The sequence below is a fragment of the Nibrella viscosa genome, from assembly GCF_039541875.1.
GTDB classification, from domain to species: domain Bacteria; phylum Bacteroidota; class Bacteroidia; order Cytophagales; family Spirosomataceae; genus Nibrella; species Nibrella viscosa.
On sequence record NZ_BAABHB010000001.1, the window covers coordinates 412,042 to 431,322 of the forward strand.

Annotated in this window: 15 protein-coding genes; 5 read left to right on the forward strand and 10 right to left on the reverse strand. The window is 53.6% G+C overall.

The genetic code is table 11. The features are described from left to right. Positions 1–102: 102 nt before the first annotated feature. Positions 103–4,224: a hybrid sensor histidine kinase/response regulator transcription factor gene (locus ABD931_RS01730; protein WP_345263311.1), complete on the forward strand. Its 4,122-nt coding sequence runs from the start codon at positions 103–105 to the stop codon at positions 4,222–4,224. 149 nt (positions 4,225–4,373) lie between these two features. Here the strand turns inward: ABD931_RS01730 and ABD931_RS01735 are convergent, their stop codons facing one another. Then, a complete protein-coding gene (locus ABD931_RS01735; protein WP_345263313.1) occupies positions 4,374–4,850 on the reverse strand; it encodes a DUF3592 domain-containing protein in 477 nt (158 codons plus the stop codon). 95 nt (positions 4,851–4,945) lie between these two features. Between ABD931_RS01735 and ABD931_RS01740 the strand changes: the two genes are divergently transcribed. Beyond that, positions 4,946–6,037, forward strand: coding sequence for an FAD-binding domain-containing protein (locus ABD931_RS01740; RefSeq protein WP_345263315.1), 1,092 nt, complete (start codon positions 4,946–4,948; stop codon positions 6,035–6,037). Between the two features lie 74 nt (positions 6,038–6,111). On the opposite strand, the gene ABD931_RS01745 is transcribed toward ABD931_RS01740, so the two are convergent. From ABD931_RS01745 to ABD931_RS01755, 3 genes are all read right to left on the reverse strand, one after another. Further along, complete coding sequence (locus ABD931_RS01745; protein WP_345263317.1) at positions 6,112–7,641, reverse strand: M28 family peptidase; 1,530 nt, start codon at positions 7,639–7,641, stop codon at positions 6,112–6,114. Between the two features lie 70 nt (positions 7,642–7,711). After that, positions 7,712–8,446, reverse strand: a complete 735-nt coding sequence (locus ABD931_RS01750) for a DUF72 domain-containing protein (RefSeq protein ID WP_345263319.1) — start codon at positions 8,444–8,446, stop codon at positions 7,712–7,714. A gap of 64 nt (positions 8,447–8,510) precedes the next feature. Continuing rightward, a complete protein-coding gene (locus ABD931_RS01755; RefSeq protein WP_345263321.1) occupies positions 8,511–8,891 on the reverse strand; it encodes a hypothetical protein in 381 nt (126 codons plus the stop codon). Between the two features lie 147 nt (positions 8,892–9,038). Here ABD931_RS01755 and ABD931_RS01760 point away from each other — a divergent pair, with 147 nt between their 5' ends. Together ABD931_RS01760 and ABD931_RS01765 are read left to right on the forward strand one after the other, a co-directional pair. Continuing rightward, positions 9,039–10,073, forward strand: a complete 1,035-nt coding sequence (locus ABD931_RS01760; RefSeq protein ID WP_345263324.1) for an alkaline phosphatase D family protein — start codon at positions 9,039–9,041, stop codon at positions 10,071–10,073. 81 nt (positions 10,074–10,154) lie between these two features. Next, positions 10,155–11,333: a BamA/TamA family outer membrane protein gene (locus tag ABD931_RS01765; protein WP_345263326.1), complete on the forward strand. Its 1,179-nt coding sequence runs from the start codon at positions 10,155–10,157 to the stop codon at positions 11,331–11,333. 3 nt (positions 11,334–11,336) lie between these two features. On the opposite strand, the gene ABD931_RS01770 is transcribed toward ABD931_RS01765, so the two are convergent. The 3 genes from ABD931_RS01770 to ABD931_RS01780 form a co-directional block, all read right to left on the reverse strand. Next, positions 11,337–11,564: a hypothetical protein gene (locus ABD931_RS01770; RefSeq protein ID WP_345263328.1), complete on the reverse strand. Its 228-nt coding sequence runs from the start codon at positions 11,562–11,564 to the stop codon at positions 11,337–11,339. 30 nt (positions 11,565–11,594) lie between these two features. Then, positions 11,595–11,834, reverse strand: coding sequence for a hypothetical protein (locus ABD931_RS01775; RefSeq protein WP_345263330.1), 240 nt, complete (start codon positions 11,832–11,834; stop codon positions 11,595–11,597). A gap of 554 nt (positions 11,835–12,388) precedes the next feature. Next, positions 12,389–14,635, reverse strand: a complete 2,247-nt coding sequence (locus ABD931_RS01780; RefSeq protein WP_345263332.1) for a sensor histidine kinase — start codon at positions 14,633–14,635, stop codon at positions 12,389–12,391. A 238-nt stretch (positions 14,636–14,873) separates the two neighbouring features. Between ABD931_RS01780 and ABD931_RS01785 the strand changes: the two genes are divergently transcribed. Next, entirely contained in the window at positions 14,874–15,440 is a 567-nt protein-coding gene (locus ABD931_RS01785) for a Pycsar system effector family protein (RefSeq protein ID WP_345263334.1), read from the forward strand. Positions 15,441–15,449: 9 nt separating this feature from the next. On the opposite strand, the gene ABD931_RS01790 is transcribed toward ABD931_RS01785, so the two are convergent. From ABD931_RS01790 to ABD931_RS01800, 3 genes are all read right to left on the reverse strand, one after another. After that, positions 15,450–16,586 carry a hypothetical protein gene (locus ABD931_RS01790; protein ID WP_345263336.1) on the reverse strand — a complete coding sequence of 379 codons (1,137 nt, stop codon included), beginning with the start codon at positions 16,584–16,586 and terminating at the stop codon, positions 15,450–15,452. A gap of 86 nt (positions 16,587–16,672) precedes the next feature. Further along, complete coding sequence (locus tag ABD931_RS01795) at positions 16,673–18,019, reverse strand: Gfo/Idh/MocA family protein (RefSeq protein ID WP_345263338.1); 1,347 nt, start codon at positions 18,017–18,019, stop codon at positions 16,673–16,675. Further along, a complete protein-coding gene (locus ABD931_RS01800) occupies positions 18,016–18,966 on the reverse strand; it encodes a sensor histidine kinase (protein ID WP_345263340.1) in 951 nt (316 codons plus the stop codon). The genes ABD931_RS01795 and ABD931_RS01800 overlap by 4 nt, the downstream gene beginning before the upstream one ends. Positions 18,967–19,281: the final 315 nt, after the last annotated feature.

Below are 19,281 nucleotides of genomic sequence, written 5' to 3' on the forward strand. Positions count from 1 at the left end.
CCAAAAGAATAGGGGTAAAATCGTACCGGAATAGGGTGAAAATTATATTTAATTTTACTTTAGAAGAATATAGGCCGCAGTTTCCCGGCTTAACCTTCCTTTATGTACTCTTTTACCAATACTGACCGTGTTGCCATTCAGATTCTGTTGATGATTGCCTCCTCGGTTGGCGTAGCCGCTCAGGGCCGGGCTCAGGTGCTTGCCTTTGAGCACTTGACCACCGAGAACGGACTGAGCCAGAACTCGGTGCTGGCCATCACCCAGGACAGCCGGAGTTTTATGTGGTACGGTACCCGGGTGGGTTTAAACCGCTACGATGGCCATACGCTGAAAACCTATATCCATGTGCCTTCCGATTCGGGGAGCCTGTCGACAAACTACGTAATGTCGCTGCTCACCGATTCGCACAAGACCCTCTGGGTAGGTACGACCAATGGTTTAAACCGGTACAATCCGGTAACGGACGCCTTCCAGCTCTTAACCCATCAGCCGCAACAGGCCGGCAGCCTGAGCAACAACACCATTAACTGCCTGATGGAAGATAAAAAAGGGAGGTTATGGGTCGGTACCAGCTACGGTCTGAATCTGTTGAGTGATCGGAAAAGACAGCGGTTTATAACCTACACCACACAAACGGAACCGGCTTTGGCCGGAGATAATATCCGGGCGATTTTTGAAGACTCCGCCGGCAATGTATGGGTGGGTACCACCGAAGGCTTAACCAGACTGACACCTACCCATACGGGGTATTCGGCTCAGGTTTTCAGACACCAGCCGGGTGTTTCGGGCACCCTCAGCGACAGTTATATCCGGGCCATCGCCGAAGATGAACACCACCGCGTCTGGATTGGTACTACCTGCGGTGGCCTGAACCGCTACAACCCGGCTACCCAGTCATTCACCGTCTTTATGCATGATCCCGAGCGGACCGGAAGTCTTGTGCATAATAGTATTCGGGCAATCATCCGCCGGAAAGACGGCAGGCTGTGGATTGGAACCCAGGAAGGTCTGAGTGTTTTTGATCCAGCCCGGCCGGCGTTCGAGTCCCATAAACACGATCCGGCCAACAAACGAAGCCTTTCGAAAAACTCGATCCATAGTATGTACGAAGACCGGCAGGGCTCTGTCTGGGTGGGCACTTATTATGGGGGGGTAAATGTCCATTACGCTCATCAGACTGAGTTTGTGGTTTATCAGAACAATACCCATAAGGCCAGCCTCAACGATGACGTAGTCAGTTCGATTATCGAGGATAAAGCCGACGGGAACCTGTGGATGGCCACGGAGGGCGGAGGGCTGAATTATTTCGACCGGGCCGCTGGTACGTTCAGGGCCTACAAACACGACCCGGAAAAACCCGGTTCGCTGGGTTCCAACCTGGTTAAAGTGGTGTATCAGGACCGGCAGGGGACTATTTGGGCGGGTACCCACGCGGGCGGTCTGAACCGACTTAACCCGGACCGGAAAACGTTTCAGCGCTTTCTGTTTACCGCCCGCGATGCCGGTTCGTTAACGTCCGAAGTGCTGGCTATTTTAGACGATAGCCGGGGCCGGTTCTGGGTGGGTACCCAAAGGGGACTTCGTTTGTTTGCCAGTGTCAAACCGCCCCTGGTACCGGTTCCGTTGCCGGCTATTGAGTCAACCATCGGGAGTGGTCCGGTGAAGGTGTTGCTGGAAGACCAGGATAAAAACGTGTGGGTTGGGACCAGTTACGGGCTGTTCAGGGTACGGGCCGGGGCCGATACGGCTGAGCGACTCGCATGGGCTGGGGTAGACAATTCCATCATCAACTGTTTACGGGAAGACCGGCAGGGAAATATCTGGATTGGTACTTACCAGCAGGGGGTGGTTGTTTTCCGGAAGCAAACCGGAAAGCTTGAGCACTATACCGTCAGGGACGGACTGGCCAGTAATGATGTGGCCGGTATTCTGGAAGACGACAAAGGGCTTTTCTGGATAAGTACCGCGAATGGATTGTCTCGTTTCGACCCTGTTTCCCGCAAGATTAACAACTACACAACCAGCGATGGCCTGGTCAGCAATGCCTTTAACTACAATGCTGCCCTGAAAAGTAAAACGGGTGAGCTGTTTCTGGGTGGGTATCAGGGGTTGGTTTCGTTCCTGCCTGACCAGATTGCGATTACGAGGGTAATTGCTCCCCTGGTTTTTACGAACCTGCGGTTGTTCAACAAACCCGTTCGTATTCAGGCGGACGATCAGCTGCTGGGTCAGGATATCAGCCTGACAAAGTCTCTGACCTTTCGGCATGATCATAATGTATTTAGCCTCGATTTCGCGCTGCTGAATTACATCAAGCCCAATAAGCACAAATACGCCTACCGGCTCGAAGGCTTTGATACCGAATGGATCAATACCGAAAACCCGTCGGTGACGTATACGAATTTGCCGGCGGGTAATTATACGTTCTGGGTGAAAGCCGCTAATAACGACGGCTACTGGAGCCCGCCGGCCCGACTGGCGATCTGCGTTTTACCGCCCTTTTGGCAAACCTGGTGGGCGTACACCTTCTATGCGCTGGTAGCAGGAGGTATTGTTTTCTTCATTTCCCGTTTCTTCCTGCTCCGGGCTTTGTTGAAAAGAGATCATGAACTGAACCAGATCAAGCTTAATTTCTTTACCAATATCTCCCACGAAATCCGTACCCATCTCACCCTGATTAGCGGCCCAATTGAGCGGCTGCTGTGGCAGCGCCGGGACGACGAGCTGGTGCGGCAGCAGCTAGGCTACGTGCAGGCCGATGCCGGCCGCCTGCTGAAGCTGGTGAATGAGCTGATGGACTTCCGGAAAGCTGAGACAAACAATCTGTCGCTGCGGGTGGCCGCTCACGATCTGGTTCCGTTTCTGAATGAGATAATGCTGTTTTTTAACGAGGTAGCCGCGTCTAAACAGATTACCACGGCATTTATCCGAAAGACAAATTCCGTGCTGGCGTATGTGGATAAAGATCAGCTCGAAAAGGTGGTGTTCAATCTGCTTTCTAACGCCATTAAATTCACCCCGGCGGGCGGACATATTGATCTGATCCTGGAGGCCAATAATGATCGTATTCTGATTAAAGTAGTGGATAACGGACGGGGCATTGCTCCGCAGCATCTCGATAAATTGTTCAACAATTTTTATCAGGTTGATGATCATGGTTTTCAGAATACCGGCTACGGCATTGGCCTGGCGCTGTCCAAAACCATTGTTGAACGCCACAAAGGCAGTCTGACGGTGGAGAGTTTCCTTGCTCCGGACCCCACCGACAACAAAACGAGTTTTACGATTAAGCTGCAAACGGGTAAAAAGCATCTGGAAGAATGGCTGGCAGATAATGTTGCTCCCCTACCGGATAGCCCGGCTACGGACGTGTCGCCGGAGTCGGATGATACGTCGGCGCTCATGCCCGAAGAGGTTGTGCTATCCAATACAAATGGTCTCCCCAACCCGCTGCGGGGATTAAAAGGTCGTTATTCTGTTCTGCTGGTAGAAGATAACCCGGCCTTACGGTCTTTTTTGCAGGAATCGCTGGCCGACAGTTTCCAGATTACTGAATGCGCCAATGGGGTAGAAGGCTGGCAGGCCGCCAGTAGTCAGATACCCGATCTGATTATCAGCGATGTGATGATGCCGGAAATGGACGGCTTTACCCTTTGCGAAAAAATCAAAACCGATGAACGAACCAGTCATATTCCGGTTATTCTGCTGACCGCCAAGAATGAAACCCACAGCCAGATTAATGGATTGACCCATGGAGCCGATTGTTACCTGACCAAGCCGTTTAGTTTGTATGTTCTGCGGCTGCACGTACGGAACCTGCTGGCCGCCCGCGAAAAAATGCGTCTTCGCTTCAGTCGACTGGTAACGATAGAGCCCCGGCCGGTTGAGGCTAATTCGGTGGATGAGCAATTTTTGAATAAAATCATGCTCATTGTCGAAAAGCATATGGATAATCCCAATTTTGACGTAGACACGCTGGCCGATGATATTGGAATAAGTCGGTCTGTGCTTTACAAAAAGCTGAAAGCCTTAACCAATATGTCGGTCAACGACTTTGTAAAGGCCATGCGACTGAAAAAGGCATCTCAGCTGTTGCAGCAGAAAAACCTGACGATTTACGAAGTAGCCTATGCGGTTGGTTTCACCGACCGAAAGTATTTCAGCAAGGAGTTCAAAAAGGAATTCGGCAAATCACCCACCGATTTTATTAGTCAGGAGTATTAGTGCCATTTAAGATTATTTGAGGGCTTGACTACCAGGTTTGCAGTTCTTGCCTGCCTAGGCCGGGCGAAGAATATCTACCAGGTCCAGAGTGATTTAAAGCGAATAAGCTAGCATTTCTAAGTAGTAGAGCGGTTTTGTTTATAGAGTAGCTACCCAGCAGCAAAAGCCCATTTCCAAAGCGAATCAATAGCACCGGGAACGCTCCAGATGGAGATTAAGAGGAAAACCGCACCGAAGCCACCCATGACATAGATCATCAGGTTGTCGCCGGCAATCTGGATGTCGTCCGGGTGGTCACGGTCGTAGTACAGGGTCACCTGCTGGCCGACGTAGTACTCGGGCGGGTTGGTGGCTACTGAGTGATAATAGACTTTCGGCTGGCCGCTGGCATCGGTGTACTGGATGGCGGGCGCTCGGGTGTACGATCGTCGCTTGGTCTGAATCAGATCAATTACGGTGCCCGTCGTGGCAACGCCGTTCTTCATCAGGCTTTGGTGGCTTAAGTACAGGTAGAGTGACGTACCGACAAACGCCAGGCCTATGGTGAAGAAGAGGAGAATGAGGAGGTCTGCCCTGACGCAGGCGGTCCGGTTTGAACAGCGGTAAACTTTTGCGGTAAACGGCAAGTTGTGGGTGGTCAGTAAGGTTCCACGCCATCGGCTGCCTTCCGAATTCCGGCGGGATGGATGCGTGCTGCCAATTGCTTCGGATTACGAAAAATATGAACACCTTTCCCACCGATTATTCATCTATTCTGAAACGAATTGAGGCCGTAGACCCCAGCCGATACGGCCGTACCCGGAACTTCATCGATGGTTCCGTTACCTACCTGTCGCCGTATGTATCGCGGGGGGTGATTACCCTGCCGCAGGTGCGCGATGCGGTGCTGGCTAAAGGCTATAGCGCTTCCGAAACAGAAAAGTTTGTGCAGGAACTGGCCTGGCGCGACTATTTTCAGCGGGTATGGCACCTGCGGGGCGACGCGCTCTTTACCGATCTGAAACAGTCCCAGGCTGATGTGCAGCACCGGCAGATACCTGCCGCGCTGGTAGATGCCCAAACGGGTATCGATGCGGTGGATGCGCAGATCCGAAACCTGTATGCCACGGGCTATATGCACAATCATGCCCGTATGTACGTGGCCTTCCTGGCCTGTAACCTGGCGCGGGCCCACTGGCGGGAACCCTCGCGCTGGCTGTACTTTCATTTGCTGGATGGTGACCTGGCCAGCAATACCTGTAGCTGGCAATGGGTGGCCGGCAGTTTCAGTTCCAAAAAATACCTGGCCAATCAGGAGAACATCAACAAATACCTGCACAGCAACCAGCGGGGCACGTATTTGGACAAGGACTACGAACAACTGCTGGACCAACCGGTGCCGGAACCACTGCGGACTAAACAGAACCCGTCGCTGAGCACCCGGCTACCCGATCCTCAGCCGCTGCTGCTCGATCCGGAAAAGCCCCTGCTCCTGTACAATTCCTACCAGTTGAATCCCCTCTGGCGCAGCGATCTGGATGCCAACCGCGTGCTGGTACTGGAGCCTTCACATTTTGCGCGATTTCCAGTCAGCGATAAGGTTATGTCGTTTGTATTGGCCCTGGCGCAGAATATTCCGGGCCTGCAGGTGTTTGTAGGCGAGGCCGGCAATTTGCCCAACCTAGGGGCGCATCCGGCTGTGTATTCGGTGGCGCATCCGCTCACCCGGCATTATCCCGGTGAAAAAGACCCTTACCCGTGGTTATTCCCGCAGGTGGCCGAGCCGGGTAACTCGTTCTTCGCTTTCTGGAAAAAGTGTGAGCGGTATCTGTAAAAGGGAATGGTTTGGCCCTCGCTCGTCCGCGTTACAAACGCGGACGAGCGAGAGACGAGCACAGGGACGCGTGACTAGTTTACATTATAAAGCCTTTTGTAAGCTGTATCGTATTTGGTAATCGTACTCCACCTGGGTTTACCGGGCCGGTTGGCTATGAGCCGGCCGGTGTAGGCGAAGGCTTTACAGAACTTGTGAACGTATGGATAGTCCAGTGAGCCGGGATCGTCCTCAACGGTATGGTAATACCGCAACACCTCTTCGTCGGTTTTGGTGATGCCGGCTGCATAGTTCTGGGCTGGAATACCTGCAATGGCAAACGGGGCATTGTCGGAACGGTTAAAGTAATCCTGCTCCGGTTCTTTGTCGTCCAGCCGTTTTAACCCCAGCGCCTGGGCCGCTGTGTTGATTTCGGGATCACAGTCTGTCCGCACCTGACCCAGAATGGAGATGCTGTTGGTGTCGTTGTAGCCAAACACATCGCAGTTCAGGTTATACACACTCTGCTTCAGGGGCACAAGCGGGTGGTTGACGTAGTAGGCGCTGCCCAACAGGCCCAGCTCTTCGCCCGTAAAGGCCAGAAACAGCACCGACCGTTTGGGCGGTTGGGCCGCATACGATCTGGCAGCATACAGCAGGGCGCTAATACCCATGGCGTTGTCATGGGCGCCGTTGCAGATTGAATCGGTACTGTTTGTCTGTACGCGGGCATATTGCTTCAAGCCGATATGGTCGAAGTGAGCCGAAAGAATGACGTACTCGTTCTTCAGCCGGGGATCGCTGCCTTCGATCACGCCCGCCACGTTGTACGACACAAACGGGGTTTCCGAGCGTTCCGACAAAGTCAGGCTCATTGTTTTCAAGGTGGTGGGCGAAAAGAAATCGCTTTTCTTCACCCACAGGTGCGGGATGGACGAGTGCGCTACACCGACAAAATTGCCGGCCAGGATCGGCATCCGGTTTTGCAGCAGAATGCGCTCTTTGCCGTACTGGTTCACCACCCGCTCAAACGGAACCGGATTGGGCAGGTCATACACTTCCAGCAGCGCCAGCGCCCCTTTTTCGGCGGCCAGCTGCACTTTTGCTTCTGATGCCATCTGGCGATCTTGCCGGTCTTTGGCCGTTGGCGTACCAATGCGGCAGACAATGACCTTGCCCCGCACGTCAACGCCTTTATACTCATCGTAACCGGTCTGGTCGGTCCAGCCGTAGGGGAGGAATACCACCGGCGCGTTGGTCAGCGTGGTTGCTTTACCCGACACCAGCACAAAATCTTCGTTGATGCGCAGGGAGGTCGATCCGGAGGTGATTAGCCCCTGGGCCGGGGGCAATATTTTCTTCATCGGCACCGGCTGGAGATACGATGCCTGACTTTCCGGCATCTTCAGGCCCAGCAGGCGAAACTGTTCGGTAATATAGCGGGCCGCCACCAGGTTGCCGGGTTCGCCGGTGCGTCGCCCCATCAGTTCGTCGGCGGCCAGAAAACGGATGTGCGTTTCCGGTTCATTGGCCGGTATAGAGAATTCAGGTAAATGAGCGGGCTTCTGGGCGTAGCCGGTCAGCGTGCCAGTCAGGAGAAGCAGTAAAAGCGTTTGTTTTTGCATGATGATAAAGCGCCATGAGCCTTTCAGGCGACTAAGATACTACATGAACGAGGTTTAGGCAATTGAGCCGTCAGCCCCGGTTTGCCAGTATCTCCCGTAGCGTAAACGCATTGCGCACGGCATTACCGCCCCCGTCGTTGTTGAAGTATACGTATACGTCTTTGCCCATCCGTTCCCATTCCCGGATGCGGTCGGCCCACCAGTGCAGGTCGGTATCGGCGTAGGAGCCGCCGTAGAGGTAGTGGGTATCAGGGCCGTGCAGCCGGACATATACAAACGGAGCCGTGCTTCGGAGAATACAGGGCAGGTAAGCACCACTCATGATGCAGTAGGCAGCCTGGTGCTGCTCCAGCAGGGAGAACGTGGCTTCCTGATGCCAGCTGGGGTGGCGGAACTCCACAGCTATTTGCATCCAGTGGGGTACCTGTTGCAGGAAGTACGCCAGCCGGTTGTAGTCGTAGGCGAGGTTAGGGGAGAGCTGCACCAGCAGAATGGCGCGTTTGTCGCCCAGCATATGCCAGCAGGCGTTGATACGCACCATCCAGGCTTCGGGGGCGTACAGCTTTTTGGCGTGGGTGAGGCCACGGGGGGCTTTTACGGTGAGTCGGAATCCGTCGGGCAGTCGTCGTCGCCAGCCGGCAAATGTCGCTTCTTTGGGCCAGCGGTAGAAACTGCTGTTCAACTCTACGGTCTGGAAGTGCTGGATGTAATAACCGAGCCGGTCCCATACGGGCGTGCCAGGCGGGTACAGCACTCCCTGCCAGTGATCGTAACTCCAGCCCGATGTGCCGATGTGAATGCTCATATTTATACGTTTTGGACATTGCTCCGCTGCTCGTCCTCGACTGTGTCGAGCGACGGGCGAACCTCTACTTCCGAAAAAAGATCACAACAACTACACTGCCCACGATCAGCACAAAGAACAGAAGAATCATGCCCATAATATAAACTGTGCCAATGCCGGGTCCCTGCTCACTATGGGCGCTCAGGGCTTTTTCCAGCGCCAGGTGTGCACCAGTCAGCGAAGCTACCCAGCACCGGAGCAGCAGCCAGCTTTTTTCCACGCCCGGCACCAGCCACAGCCCAAACATCAGCAGCGCCACCAGCGGAATATACCAGCCCATGCTTTCCATAAACGCTTCTACGGATTTCGAGGGCGGATTGTTGGCCTGTGCCAGTAGGGTAGCCGCCCCAAAAACAAGCAGCCACAGGAGTTCGGGGCCAATCAGGAGTTGCAGGGAGCGGGGCATAGCGGTCAGGGGCGCCGGTTGCGATGTGAAGAATTTGTGAAATTTACGGCAGCACCAAAAATACCATTGAATTCGGGAATCTGCTGCCGAATTTTGTTGCTGCAACCAGGCAAACCTACCTGGCCGTTTTTATCAATTTACCAAACCATGAGAACACTGATCGTTTCGTTAGTTGTTGGCTTCCTGCTTCTGGCCGGATGCCGCACGCCTAAAGGCCAAACCTCCGCTGCTCAGGCGCAAAAAAGCATCTCTACCATCGCCTTCGGTTCCTGCGATGACCATAAACGCCCGCAGGTGCTGTGGGACGATATTGCGGCCCAGAAACCCGATGTCTGGATCTGGCTGGGCGATAATGTCTATGGCGATACCGAAAACATGGATACCCTCCGGGCCAAATATAACAGCCAGAAAGCCAATCCAAACTACCAGCTACTGCGCCAAAGCGCCACCGTCATCGGCGTTTGGGACGATCATGATTTTGGTGTCAACGATGGCGGCAAGGAGTACCCGCGCAAAAAAGAAAGTCAGCAAATCCTGTTCGATTTTCTCGATGTACCGGCCATCAGTCCCCTACGGAAGCAGGAGGGGGCCTATTCCTCGCATGTGTTTGGTCCGAAAGGACAGCGTGTAAAGGTCATTCTGCTCGACGGCCGGTATTTCCGCGACCCGCTGAAGAAGGCCGCCAACGGTAAAGACAATGCACCTGATCCGTCGGGCGACATCCTGGGCGAAACCCAATGGCAGTGGCTGGAGAAAGAGCTGACCAATTCGGATGCCGATATTCACCTGATCGGCTGCGGTATTCAGTTCCTGGCCAACGACCATACTTACGAAAAATGGGGCAACTACCCGACGGCACGGCAGCGGTTCCTGGATTTGCTCGGCCGCACCAAACCGAAAGGCACAATCCTGATGAGTGGCGACCGGCACATTGCCGAAGTCTCTAAAGTGAGCGTACCCGGTCTGGGCTACGACCTGTACGACATCACCAGCAGCGGTATATCGCACACCACCACCAACCGGCGCGAAGAACTCAATCAGCTCCGGGTAGGTCATGTGGTGTTCGACCTGAATTACGCCCTGATCAGCATCGACTGGAACCGCAAACCGCTGACGGCTACCGTTCGTATTAACGGCGATGACCGTAAAACCTATCTGACCCAGGAGATTTCGTTCAACTGACCGGTTGTAACTTTTCGCCGGAACAGCAAGTTATAGGGTATCAGCTGAATAAACCACCATACTACGACCTGAACGGTAATCATGCAACCTGTTGTCCGGAAAGGCTACAGCCTGTCTCTGTTTTTGCTACTCGTACAGACAGCTCTGGCGCAGTCCCCCAATCCGCGTTCCTTCTGGCAACGCTTTAATCCCGATTCGCTGACCAGCCGGAACCTGCGCTTTGTGCCGGTGCCGGTGATTCAGTCGAGCCCCGAAACCGGCCTTAAAGTCGGCTTGGCACTGGATTACTTTTTTAACACGGCCCATAATGAACGTCTGGTGCAGCGCCGGATAGCCCGAGGCATGTCTGACTCTCTGCTGGCGGCTACCCGGGAGTCCTTCGCTTTTGTGCAGGCCGTCTACAGTGTTCGCCGGCAACTGACGCTGGAAGGTGTCTGGCAGATTTACAGCCCCGGCGAAACCTATATTCAGCGCGGTCGGGGCGGCTACCAGGATTTCTCGGAATATTACTGGGGAATTGGCAACCAGACCCAGGCCGAACGCGATTACAACGACATTTTTTACGAGCGCTGGTACGTACAGCACCGGATGTGGCGCCGGCTGACGGGCCGTTTCTTCGCCGGCCTGGGCTACCAGTACAGTGAAACCCAACGGATACGGACCGCCGAACCGCCCGCTCTATCCGAGGATATACCCGGTAGCCGCCGTAGTATTGTCTCTGGTCTGGGGCCGACCCTGCTGGCCGACTACCGTAATAATCCGTTCAGCCCTACGCAGGGCTGGTATGCCGAATGGGCGCTGACTGCCCACTTCTGCGACCTGGGTAGTCAGTACCAATATACCGAACAGACCGTTGATCTGCGCCGGTATGTACCGCTGCCCCGGAATCAGTTGGTAGCGTTTCAGATGATCGGGCATTTTACGGCCGGAACGATCCCGCTGCGCGAACTGCCCCGGCTGGGCGGATCGACTATGATGCGCGGCTTTATTTTGGGGCGTTACCGCGACCGGCAACTCTGGTCAGCGCAGACCGAATACCGGCGATCGCTGAACCGCTTTCTGGTCGGTGCTGTGTTTGTAGCGGCCGGGGGCGTAGCCGATCAGGTACGGAACTTCTCACCGAAGACTACCCGGTATTCGGGTGGAGCCGGTCTGCGGGTACTCATGAATCGCAAAAAGAACCTTTATGCCCGCTTCGACCTGGCGGTAAACTCCAATCGGACGGCCAACGTCTACTTCCGAATGATGGATGCGTTTTAATCATTATACCCACTGCTCGGTCTGATGTTCTTCGAGATCCCAGACCAGCCATTTATGTCGTTCGGCCGCTTCCTCGATCGTTTCAATCTCCTGCTGGGTATCTACCATACTGAAAGGACGCTCAATGCGAACGGTGCCGGTGTCAAAGAAGGTAAGCCGGTAATAAATATCGTCGGCGGAGTTGATACCACACAACACACGAACAATGGTTGGATCAGCAATAGCTTCCATGGTGTGATAAGGAATACGGTGAAACGGGAGCTATGACTGGTTATCTATTTGCTCGGTTGAGTTAGGTTCTCCGTCGGGCAGAACGAAGAGCAGCAACAGACAGGCCGTTGCCAGCATAGGAAGCATAACGGCTATATTGAGGTTGGTCAGACCCAGGCTGGCGATGAGGTGCTTATAGGCCGCCTGGCCTGAGAGCGTTACCTTTTGGACAAAAAGTAAGCTGACAGCAAACAAGACCATCAGCAGCGGGCGTATATATCGTTTAATCATTGTCATGGTTTTGAGCTGTCTTCAGAATATGCCTTTTTGGGCGGCTATTCTGTTGCAAACTGGTTGATACCGGTAGTCCTGCAAAATTGATGCTAGTTTTACAGGTGAGAGGGTCGAGGTGCGATAAATGTTTAATTTCGCCCGAAAAGAAGCCGGCCTTTATCTGAGAGAAAAAAAGAGATGAAAACCGCTCTGGCACAGAATTTGTTTGATTATTGGGTAAGAAAGTAGGAACCTAATCTGATAACGAATGTTTTAAAAAAAGAAATCAACTTAACAGTGGGTATAAAAAACCGGCCGGAGTGCCGGTTTTTTTGTTTTTTCGGTACTGCCGGCACCGGAAAGCAAGCCCCGCAGCAACAAGCTTTTCTTTTTATACTGCCAGAGGGCTCATAAATGCTTTGCCGGGGATTGAGTAGAAAATTCTACACCTTCTGCGGTGCCGTGTGGATGTGTGGAACGGGTTCAGCGGAGGGTCTAACACAAAGCCGGCTGGTCTGCTGGTAACAGCAGTATCAGGAGCTGGTGACACCACCGATTTTTCCGACTTATTTCTAAGTACTCACGGGCAGATAGACTCTGAAAGCGCTACCGGCACCGGGCTCGCTGGTAGCGGTAATAGTGCCGCCATGATTTTCGGCTACTTTCCGGCAGATGGCCAGTCCCATACCGGTACCTTCGTACTGGCTGCGGCCGTGCAGCCGCTGAAACATCTGGAAGATCTTTTCGGTATAAATCGGGTCGAAGCCGATGCCTTCATCGGCTACGGTAATTTCACTATAGAGCAGACCGCTGCTGAGCGGGTTGGGCAGTTCCGGACCCGTCACCTGCCGGTGGGTAATCTGTATCCGGGAGGGGGCATCAGGCTTACGAAACTTAATGGCGTTGGCAATCAGATTCTGCAGCAGTTGCCGGAGTTGCGTTTTGTTGGCGCTCACCACCGGCAGCGGGCTCATCGTTAACTGGGTCTGCGATTCGTTGACGGCCACTTCCAGGTCTTCCAGCACATCCTGAACCAGGGAGTCGAGCGGTATGGGCTGATAGGGCTCGTGCTGGGTAGATAGCCGGGAGTAGGTAAGCAGGTCGCGAATCAGCACCGACATCCGGGTAGCAGCGCCCTGCATACGCTGGATCAGGTCGGTACCGCCTTCGCCGAGAGCGGTGGCGTATTGGTTGACGAGTACATCGCCAAATGACTGGATTTTGCGCAGCGGCTCCTGCAGATCGTGCGAGGCAATGTAGGCAAACTGCTGAAGGTTTTCGTTGGACCGCTTCAACTCATCCAGCAGCTTCGACTGACGCTCTTCCAGCTGTTTGGTTTCCGTAATATCCGTAAACGACACCACGAGCATATTGTCGTTGATGCGACTGGAGACAAATTCGTACCAGCCATCCATGCGCTCGCACGACAACCGCAGTTGTTTCCGAATGATGGACCCGGTTGTGAGGGCATGAACGTTCTGCGGAAAGGAGCCCGACGTTTTTGAGCTGGGAAATAGCGTCAGCAGCGTATTGCCGATCAAGTGCTCCAGCGGGACGCCGTTGATTCTGGAGGCCCGTTCGTTGGCCAGCAGGTACCTGAAATCGGTCACCTCGCCGGTTTCGTCGCGCATAGCCTCCAGCAGAATCATACCGTGGGGCGACGACTCGAAAACACCCTGTAGTTGCTGGGCTTTACTTTCAAGCTCCTGCTGAATCTGCCGGCGGGGCGTAATGTCTTTGAATATAACCAGAAAGCCGTCCAGTAGCTTGCAGGCCGATACATCGTACCAGCTGGTGCCGCTGTCCGACTGAGCTTCACTTTCGTGGCGGAACGGAACGCCTGTCTCCACCAGCGCTGCGTACTGGTCAAAAGCCTCAGCCATTCTGGGGTGCAGCGCTTTAAATGTGGCCGACAGGCATTGCTCCCTGGTCAGGGGAGTATTCTGGAACAGCGTTTCGCTGAAGAGTTCACCTTTGAAATCAACAAGAGTACCTTGCTCATCGCGCAAGGCCTGGTAGACCATGATGTAGTCCTGCGTACTCTGGAGTATGGCGTTCAGCAAAGTTGCCTGGTGTTCAGCCTGCTTTTGGGCATTGTGCTTTTCGGTCGTCCGTTCGTAGGTCAGCAGCAAATTCCCCTGATAGCGCGACGCGGCAATATGATAGCTGTCGCCCAGGTGTTGATAGTAGCGCTCTTCCCGAATGGGCCGGCCGGTCTCAATCACGTCGACGTACCGGCTGAACAGGCCCGACTGTTTGGTGAGCGGGTTCCACTGGGAGAGTAACCTCCCGGGTTCCACAACACCATTGGGTTTGAAAGCGCCGTAGCGAGCATCCCGCAGGTCGAGCATCCAGAAGTCGGTAATCTGGCCGGTACTATCCCTGACGGGCTCAAATATAGCGAGGTTGAGGTGATTGGTTTCCAGTACATGCCGCCCAACGGCCTGTTGCAGGGCAATTTCAGCATCGGTTTCCCGGAGCCGGACTACCAGCCACGGATCAAAGGCGGTTACATCCAGCATCAGGGCTTTGGGCAGACCTTCCTTTGTGTGCCAGAAAAATAGTCCGGCCTCTCCGGCAGGTTTACCAAGACGCTCGTCGATGAATTCGCTGAGCGCCGGCCACTGATGGGTCTTCATCAACGACAAAGGCCCGTCTGTATCCAGGGATATGTCCAGGAGCGTTCCGGCGACCGGATTCAGGTATTCCAGCTGAAAACCGGATGGGCCATACTCGTTCTGCAGACTGCCGATCAGAACAGCGTCGGATGAACATTGGAAAAATTGTTCAATGGCCGAAAACGAACGTTGCGTCACCATGTCTGGTCCACTTTCCCGCTTATACGTTGAGTCTTACTATATTAAACTCTAAATGTAGCCTTTTGGTATAAAACCCGGTAAATGGGTTCTGTAAACCGGCTGATTTTTTAGCCAGTGGAACCCCAAACGCCATTACGTATACAGCGCATGGTATACTTTCGTTTAAAATCTAAGGTATCATTCACCGGTTTACAATATCTTTAGGCATGCATTTTTGTGCGCCCGACCGGCTCTGATTATGGAAAATGAAGCAGTAGGTAAGAAAAAGAAGAAGAAAAAGGGAAACAAAGGAGTTGAGACCCTATTTCGGACAACAATGGCCAGCCACCTGAAGCTGAGCGAGATGGCCGATAGTAAGGCAAATATCATGATCTCGATCAATACGATCATTGTATCTATCCTGATCACGGTATATGCTAAAGATTTCGACAATTCGGGCAGTTTGTTACTTCCTACCGGTATCCTGACGACGGTATGTCTGCTGACCATCACCATCAGCGTATTGTCTACCCGGCCACGCATCAAGGCAAAGCCGCCAGGGCAGGAGCAGGCAGGCCCGAACCATACGGACCTGTTGTTTTTTGGCGATTTCATGAGACTCTCCCGTGAGGAGTACCGGTCAAGCCTTATTACGGTGCTGGACGATGACGATGCCGTGCATACGATGATGATCGATAACCTGTATGCGCAGGGGCTTGTGCTAACCCGGAAGTACCGTCTGCTCAAACTGGCGTATACGATCTTCATGATCGGCTTTCCGGTAGCAGTGGTAAGCTACGCCATTACCTTACTGGTCATCCGTTAACCAAATCTGCTAATTCAATCCTTTGATAGTGATGTAGCTGTTCTGATTCTGCAATCCCTGGTTGATAAACTGCATTTTCACCAGCGAGGGCTTGTTGATGGTCTCATAAAACTGGTCCAGGTATTTCAGCGTACGCTTTACGTAAGCCGGGTCGAGCAGCGGGTTGTTTTCGTACAGGGCGTAGATTTTCGGCTTTGCCCGGTTAAACTCATCGAACGCTTCCTGAAAAGCCTCCGCCGAGTAGTGATAGCCCCGGTAGAGCCGCTGCCGCACCGAACTGAGCTGCAGCTCTTCGGCCGGCCGGGCATACGGCGCATCAACAATCCCGGCATGGTCAAAGTCATACGGTACCGGAACGGGCTGCTTGTGCGCCTGGTCGGTCAGCAGTTTGATGTTGTGCAGGTACGGCACCGACCAGTCGGTGTTACCGATCAGGTATTCAAACACAGCTACCCGCAGCATATTTTTCAGGTCGGCCCTCGCCATATTGATCTGCTTTTTCTCCAGCAGGCTGGCCCCGTTGCGCTTCGCCAGGTCCTGCTCATCCTCCAGCAGAATGCCATACTTTGTTTCGGGGGGCCGCTTACCGAGTGAGTCTTCGTAGGTTACCCTGGCCAGCCGGGCTTTGAAACTATAGTCGGTCAGTTGATTCAGCACCTTATAAACCATATACTCCCGTACCACATACTCGTCGTTCTGGCAGTGGGTAACCAGTTTTAGCTTGTCCTGCTTCTCGAATATATTGGTTTTGGCTACCTTTTTCGGGAAGTTGAGCAGCAGGGGCGGAAACCGGCAGTTGGCCGAGCTACGGCGAAAATTCCCCCGCACTTTAATCCTGATGGGAAATGTTACCGGTTGCTGCTGCGTATCCTGATAGGTCAGCGTAGCGGCATGGTAGGCGGGGGTCTGTCCGCGATCTTTGAGCGTGGCCGACAGGTTGGCCCGTAGCGTCAGTTGCACGATGTCTTCCGTGTCGAACAGGGGCGAGGGTTTCTTTTTCTTCAGCGAGTCGGCCGGGGCGTTGCGGGTCTGAACGGTGGCCGTTCCCGCCGGGCTGACTGGGGTAAAGGATGCCTGTTTTGGTGGATGCAGGCATAATCCCAGGCTAACCAGAAAAATGAGTAGGGTAGAGGAAAGGTAATTCATGACAGCAACGTAGTTGACAAAGAGGGTAGTCAGCCAGACCGTCCACTCCGGGAAGCAGACGACCTGGCTGATGAACGCGAAAAATTTCAGACCATAGGTAGTTTCCAGCCGTTGTGGTAGCTGGCTTTCATAATCGTATTGGCCTGCGGGTCGTTCTTGAAGTTGCCGGCGGCTGCATCCCAGTACACCTTGCGTCCGGTCTTATAGGCAATATTGCCCATGTGCGCGTTGATGGCCGCCACGCTGCCGGTTTCGATACCGCACTTCAGGATGGCCGGGTTGTTGTCTTTTATGGCCTGCACAAAATTTTTGGTATGCTCGTTCAGGTAGTCGCCGTTGCGGGCCTGATCGGGTATGTCCTCCACTTTGTACACCTTAATGCCGTTTCTGGTTTCGGTTTCGGGGTGCAGCGCCCAGCCGCCCCGGTCCAGCACCAGCGTGGCATTGTTGCCGATGAAGGCAATGCCTTCGGTGCGGCCGTAATTGCCGCCGTCGATACCGGTGGCGTGTTCCCAGAGCATATTAAAGCCGTCGTATTCGTAAACGGCCTGTAGCGTGTCGGGCGTTTCGGAGGCATCGTCCGGGTAGGCCAGCTTACCACCCGAGGCCATCACGGACTTGGGTGCTTTGGCCTTCATGGCATACAGGGCAATGTCGATTTCGTGAACGCCCCAGTCGGTCATCAGCCCCCCGGCATAGTCCCAGAACCAGCGGAAATTGAAGTGGAACCGGTTGGGGTTGAACGGCCGTTTGGGAGCCGGTCCCAGCCACATATCATAGTCGACACCCGCCGGCGGTGCCGAGTCGGGCTTGACGGGGACGGGCATCATCCAGCCCTGATACGCCCAGACCTTGACCAGCCGGATGTTGCCCAGTTTGCCGGAACGGACGTACTCAATGGCTTTTTCGTAGTGGGAGCCGCTGCGCTGCCACTGCCCGATCTGAATGATTTTGTTGTAGCGTTTGGCCGCCGACAGCATCAGGGTGCATTCTTCGATGCTGTTGGCCAGGGGTTTCTCGCAATACACATGCTTGCCCGCCGACAGCGAATCGATCAGCGCCATACAGTGCCAATGGTCCGGAGTACCGATAATCACCGCATCGAGTGCCTTATTCTCCAGCATTTTGCGGTAATCTTTGTACACCTGTGGTTTGGTGCCCTGCATTTTCTCCACATCCACCGCCCGTTTGTCCAGCACGCTCTGGTCCACATCGGCGAGGGCGACGCACTGCACATCGCTCTGGAGGAGGTGCGAGCGGAGGTCCGACCAGCCCATGCCGTTGCAGCCGATGACCCCAATCTGGAGTTTGGCATTGGGCGATACATACCGGCGCTGGGCGGCAATGGCTTCAATGGACGGTAACCCGACGAGTCCGGCCCCGGAAGCGGTCAGAGCGGAATTGCGGATAAATTGTCTGCGTGACGTTTTCATAAAGAATAAGGGTTATAGAGCAATGACTGAAGGGTAAATTTATGTAAAAGCAGGTATTCTTTGCTATTCTGATTGTGAGCCAATAACGATAGTCTCTGTTGTGTCGCTAACCTGCTACCGGCAAGGATATACTGAACGCTGATCCTTCGCCTTCGCGAAGGAACACTTTCGACACTTATTTCACCGCCATGCCCCTTCGTTACATTAGCATAACTCAGGCTTAAGCCCAGTCCGGTACCCTGACCGGTCGGCTTGGTGGTAAAGAACGGCTGATAAATTTTATCGAGAATATCGGCAGGAATGCATGTGCCGTTGTCTTTTATCCGTACCGCTACCTTGCCATTGTCACCATAGGTAGTCACTTCAATCTGGGGCATATACCCATTGTGCTCTTGCTTCTGCCTATCCTGTACAACATAAAAAGCATTGTTGTAGAGATTCAGTAGTCCCCTTCCTATCTCTTGGGGAGCAATATGTACCTTGCCCAAACCAGCGTCCAGGTTCAGCCGCAGGCCAGCGGTGAAGGTCTGGTCTTTGGCCCGCAGGTTCTGATAAGCCAGTCGCAGGTATTCATCGGTGAGCGCATTGAGGTCGGTGGGTTCTTTCTGGCCGCTGCTGGCACGGGAGTGCTGGAGCATACTTTTGACAATGATGTCGGCACATTTACCGTGGTGGTTAACTTTCTCCGGTGTTTCTCTTAAATCTCCAGTAATGTCCAGTGCATCTTCAGCATGACCAGCCCTGATTTCTTCTTCCAATTCATCAACCAACTCGGTACTGACCTCCGAGAGGTAAAAAAGAGCCAAATCCGCTAAAATCAGCACCCGACTGCTATCATGTTTCGCCAGTGCCAGTTCATGCTGTAAGCTATCGGTTGCCTGGTTTTGCGAAGAGGCTATAAGGGGGCTGCAAAGCAGCAGGATAGCTAGTACGCAGAATTTCATCATCGGGCGGGTTTAGCTTAGTCAATATAGCTATTTTCCAGGAAGCAAGTGGGGAGGTACTTATTTTTTGGTAAAGGGACAGTGACTGTAAATCAGAGGTCTATAACCAAGCGTAAATATTTTTCGGACTAAAGTCCGACGGTACGTATATTCTTGATAATTTTGTGTCACTTCAACACTTCATCACCGACCTGATAATGCACTGGGCCGGTTTTTTTATGCCTAAGCGGCCTATTTTTGCCGTCTTGCAGGAAAATATCCGGCTCGTCGCGGTAACTTTTCAGGTCACTATGTCTTTTTCCAAAACAACAACCCCAA

What these genes read in the sequence shown, in the direction of transcription:
- ABD931_RS01730 (WP_345263311.1), top strand. Translation starts at nt 103, where the DNA reads ATGTACTCTTTTACCAATACTGACCGTGTTGCCATTCAGATTCTGTTG.
- ABD931_RS01740 (WP_345263315.1), top strand. Translation starts at nt 4,946, where the DNA reads ATGAACACCTTTCCCACCGATTATTCATCTATTCTGAAACGAATTGAG.
- ABD931_RS01745 (WP_345263317.1), bottom strand. Translation starts at nt 7,641, where the DNA reads ATGCAAAAACAAACGCTTTTACTGCTTCTCCTGACTGGCACGCTGACC.
- ABD931_RS01750 (WP_345263319.1), bottom strand. Translation starts at nt 8,446, where the DNA reads ATGAGCATTCACATCGGCACATCGGGCTGGAGTTACGATCACTGGCAG.
- ABD931_RS01755 (WP_345263321.1), bottom strand. Translation starts at nt 8,891, where the DNA reads ATGCCCCGCTCCCTGCAACTCCTGATTGGCCCCGAACTCCTGTGGCTG.
- ABD931_RS01760 (WP_345263324.1), top strand. Translation starts at nt 9,039, where the DNA reads ATGAGAACACTGATCGTTTCGTTAGTTGTTGGCTTCCTGCTTCTGGCC.
- ABD931_RS01765 (WP_345263326.1), top strand. Translation starts at nt 10,155, where the DNA reads ATGCAACCTGTTGTCCGGAAAGGCTACAGCCTGTCTCTGTTTTTGCTA.
- ABD931_RS01770 (WP_345263328.1), bottom strand. Translation starts at nt 11,564, where the DNA reads ATGGAAGCTATTGCTGATCCAACCATTGTTCGTGTGTTGTGTGGTATC.
- ABD931_RS01775 (WP_345263330.1), bottom strand. Translation starts at nt 11,834, where the DNA reads ATGATTAAACGATATATACGCCCGCTGCTGATGGTCTTGTTTGCTGTC.
- ABD931_RS01780 (WP_345263332.1), bottom strand. Translation starts at nt 14,635, where the DNA reads ATGGTGACGCAACGTTCGTTTTCGGCCATTGAACAATTTTTCCAATGT.
- ABD931_RS01785 (WP_345263334.1), top strand. Translation starts at nt 14,874, where the DNA reads ATGGAAAATGAAGCAGTAGGTAAGAAAAAGAAGAAGAAAAAGGGAAAC.
- ABD931_RS01790 (WP_345263336.1), bottom strand. Translation starts at nt 16,586, where the DNA reads ATGAATTACCTTTCCTCTACCCTACTCATTTTTCTGGTTAGCCTGGGA.
- ABD931_RS01795 (WP_345263338.1), bottom strand. Translation starts at nt 18,019, where the DNA reads ATGAAAACGTCACGCAGACAATTTATCCGCAATTCCGCTCTGACCGCT.
- ABD931_RS01800 (WP_345263340.1), bottom strand. Translation starts at nt 18,966, where the DNA reads ATGATGAAATTCTGCGTACTAGCTATCCTGCTGCTTTGCAGCCCCCTT.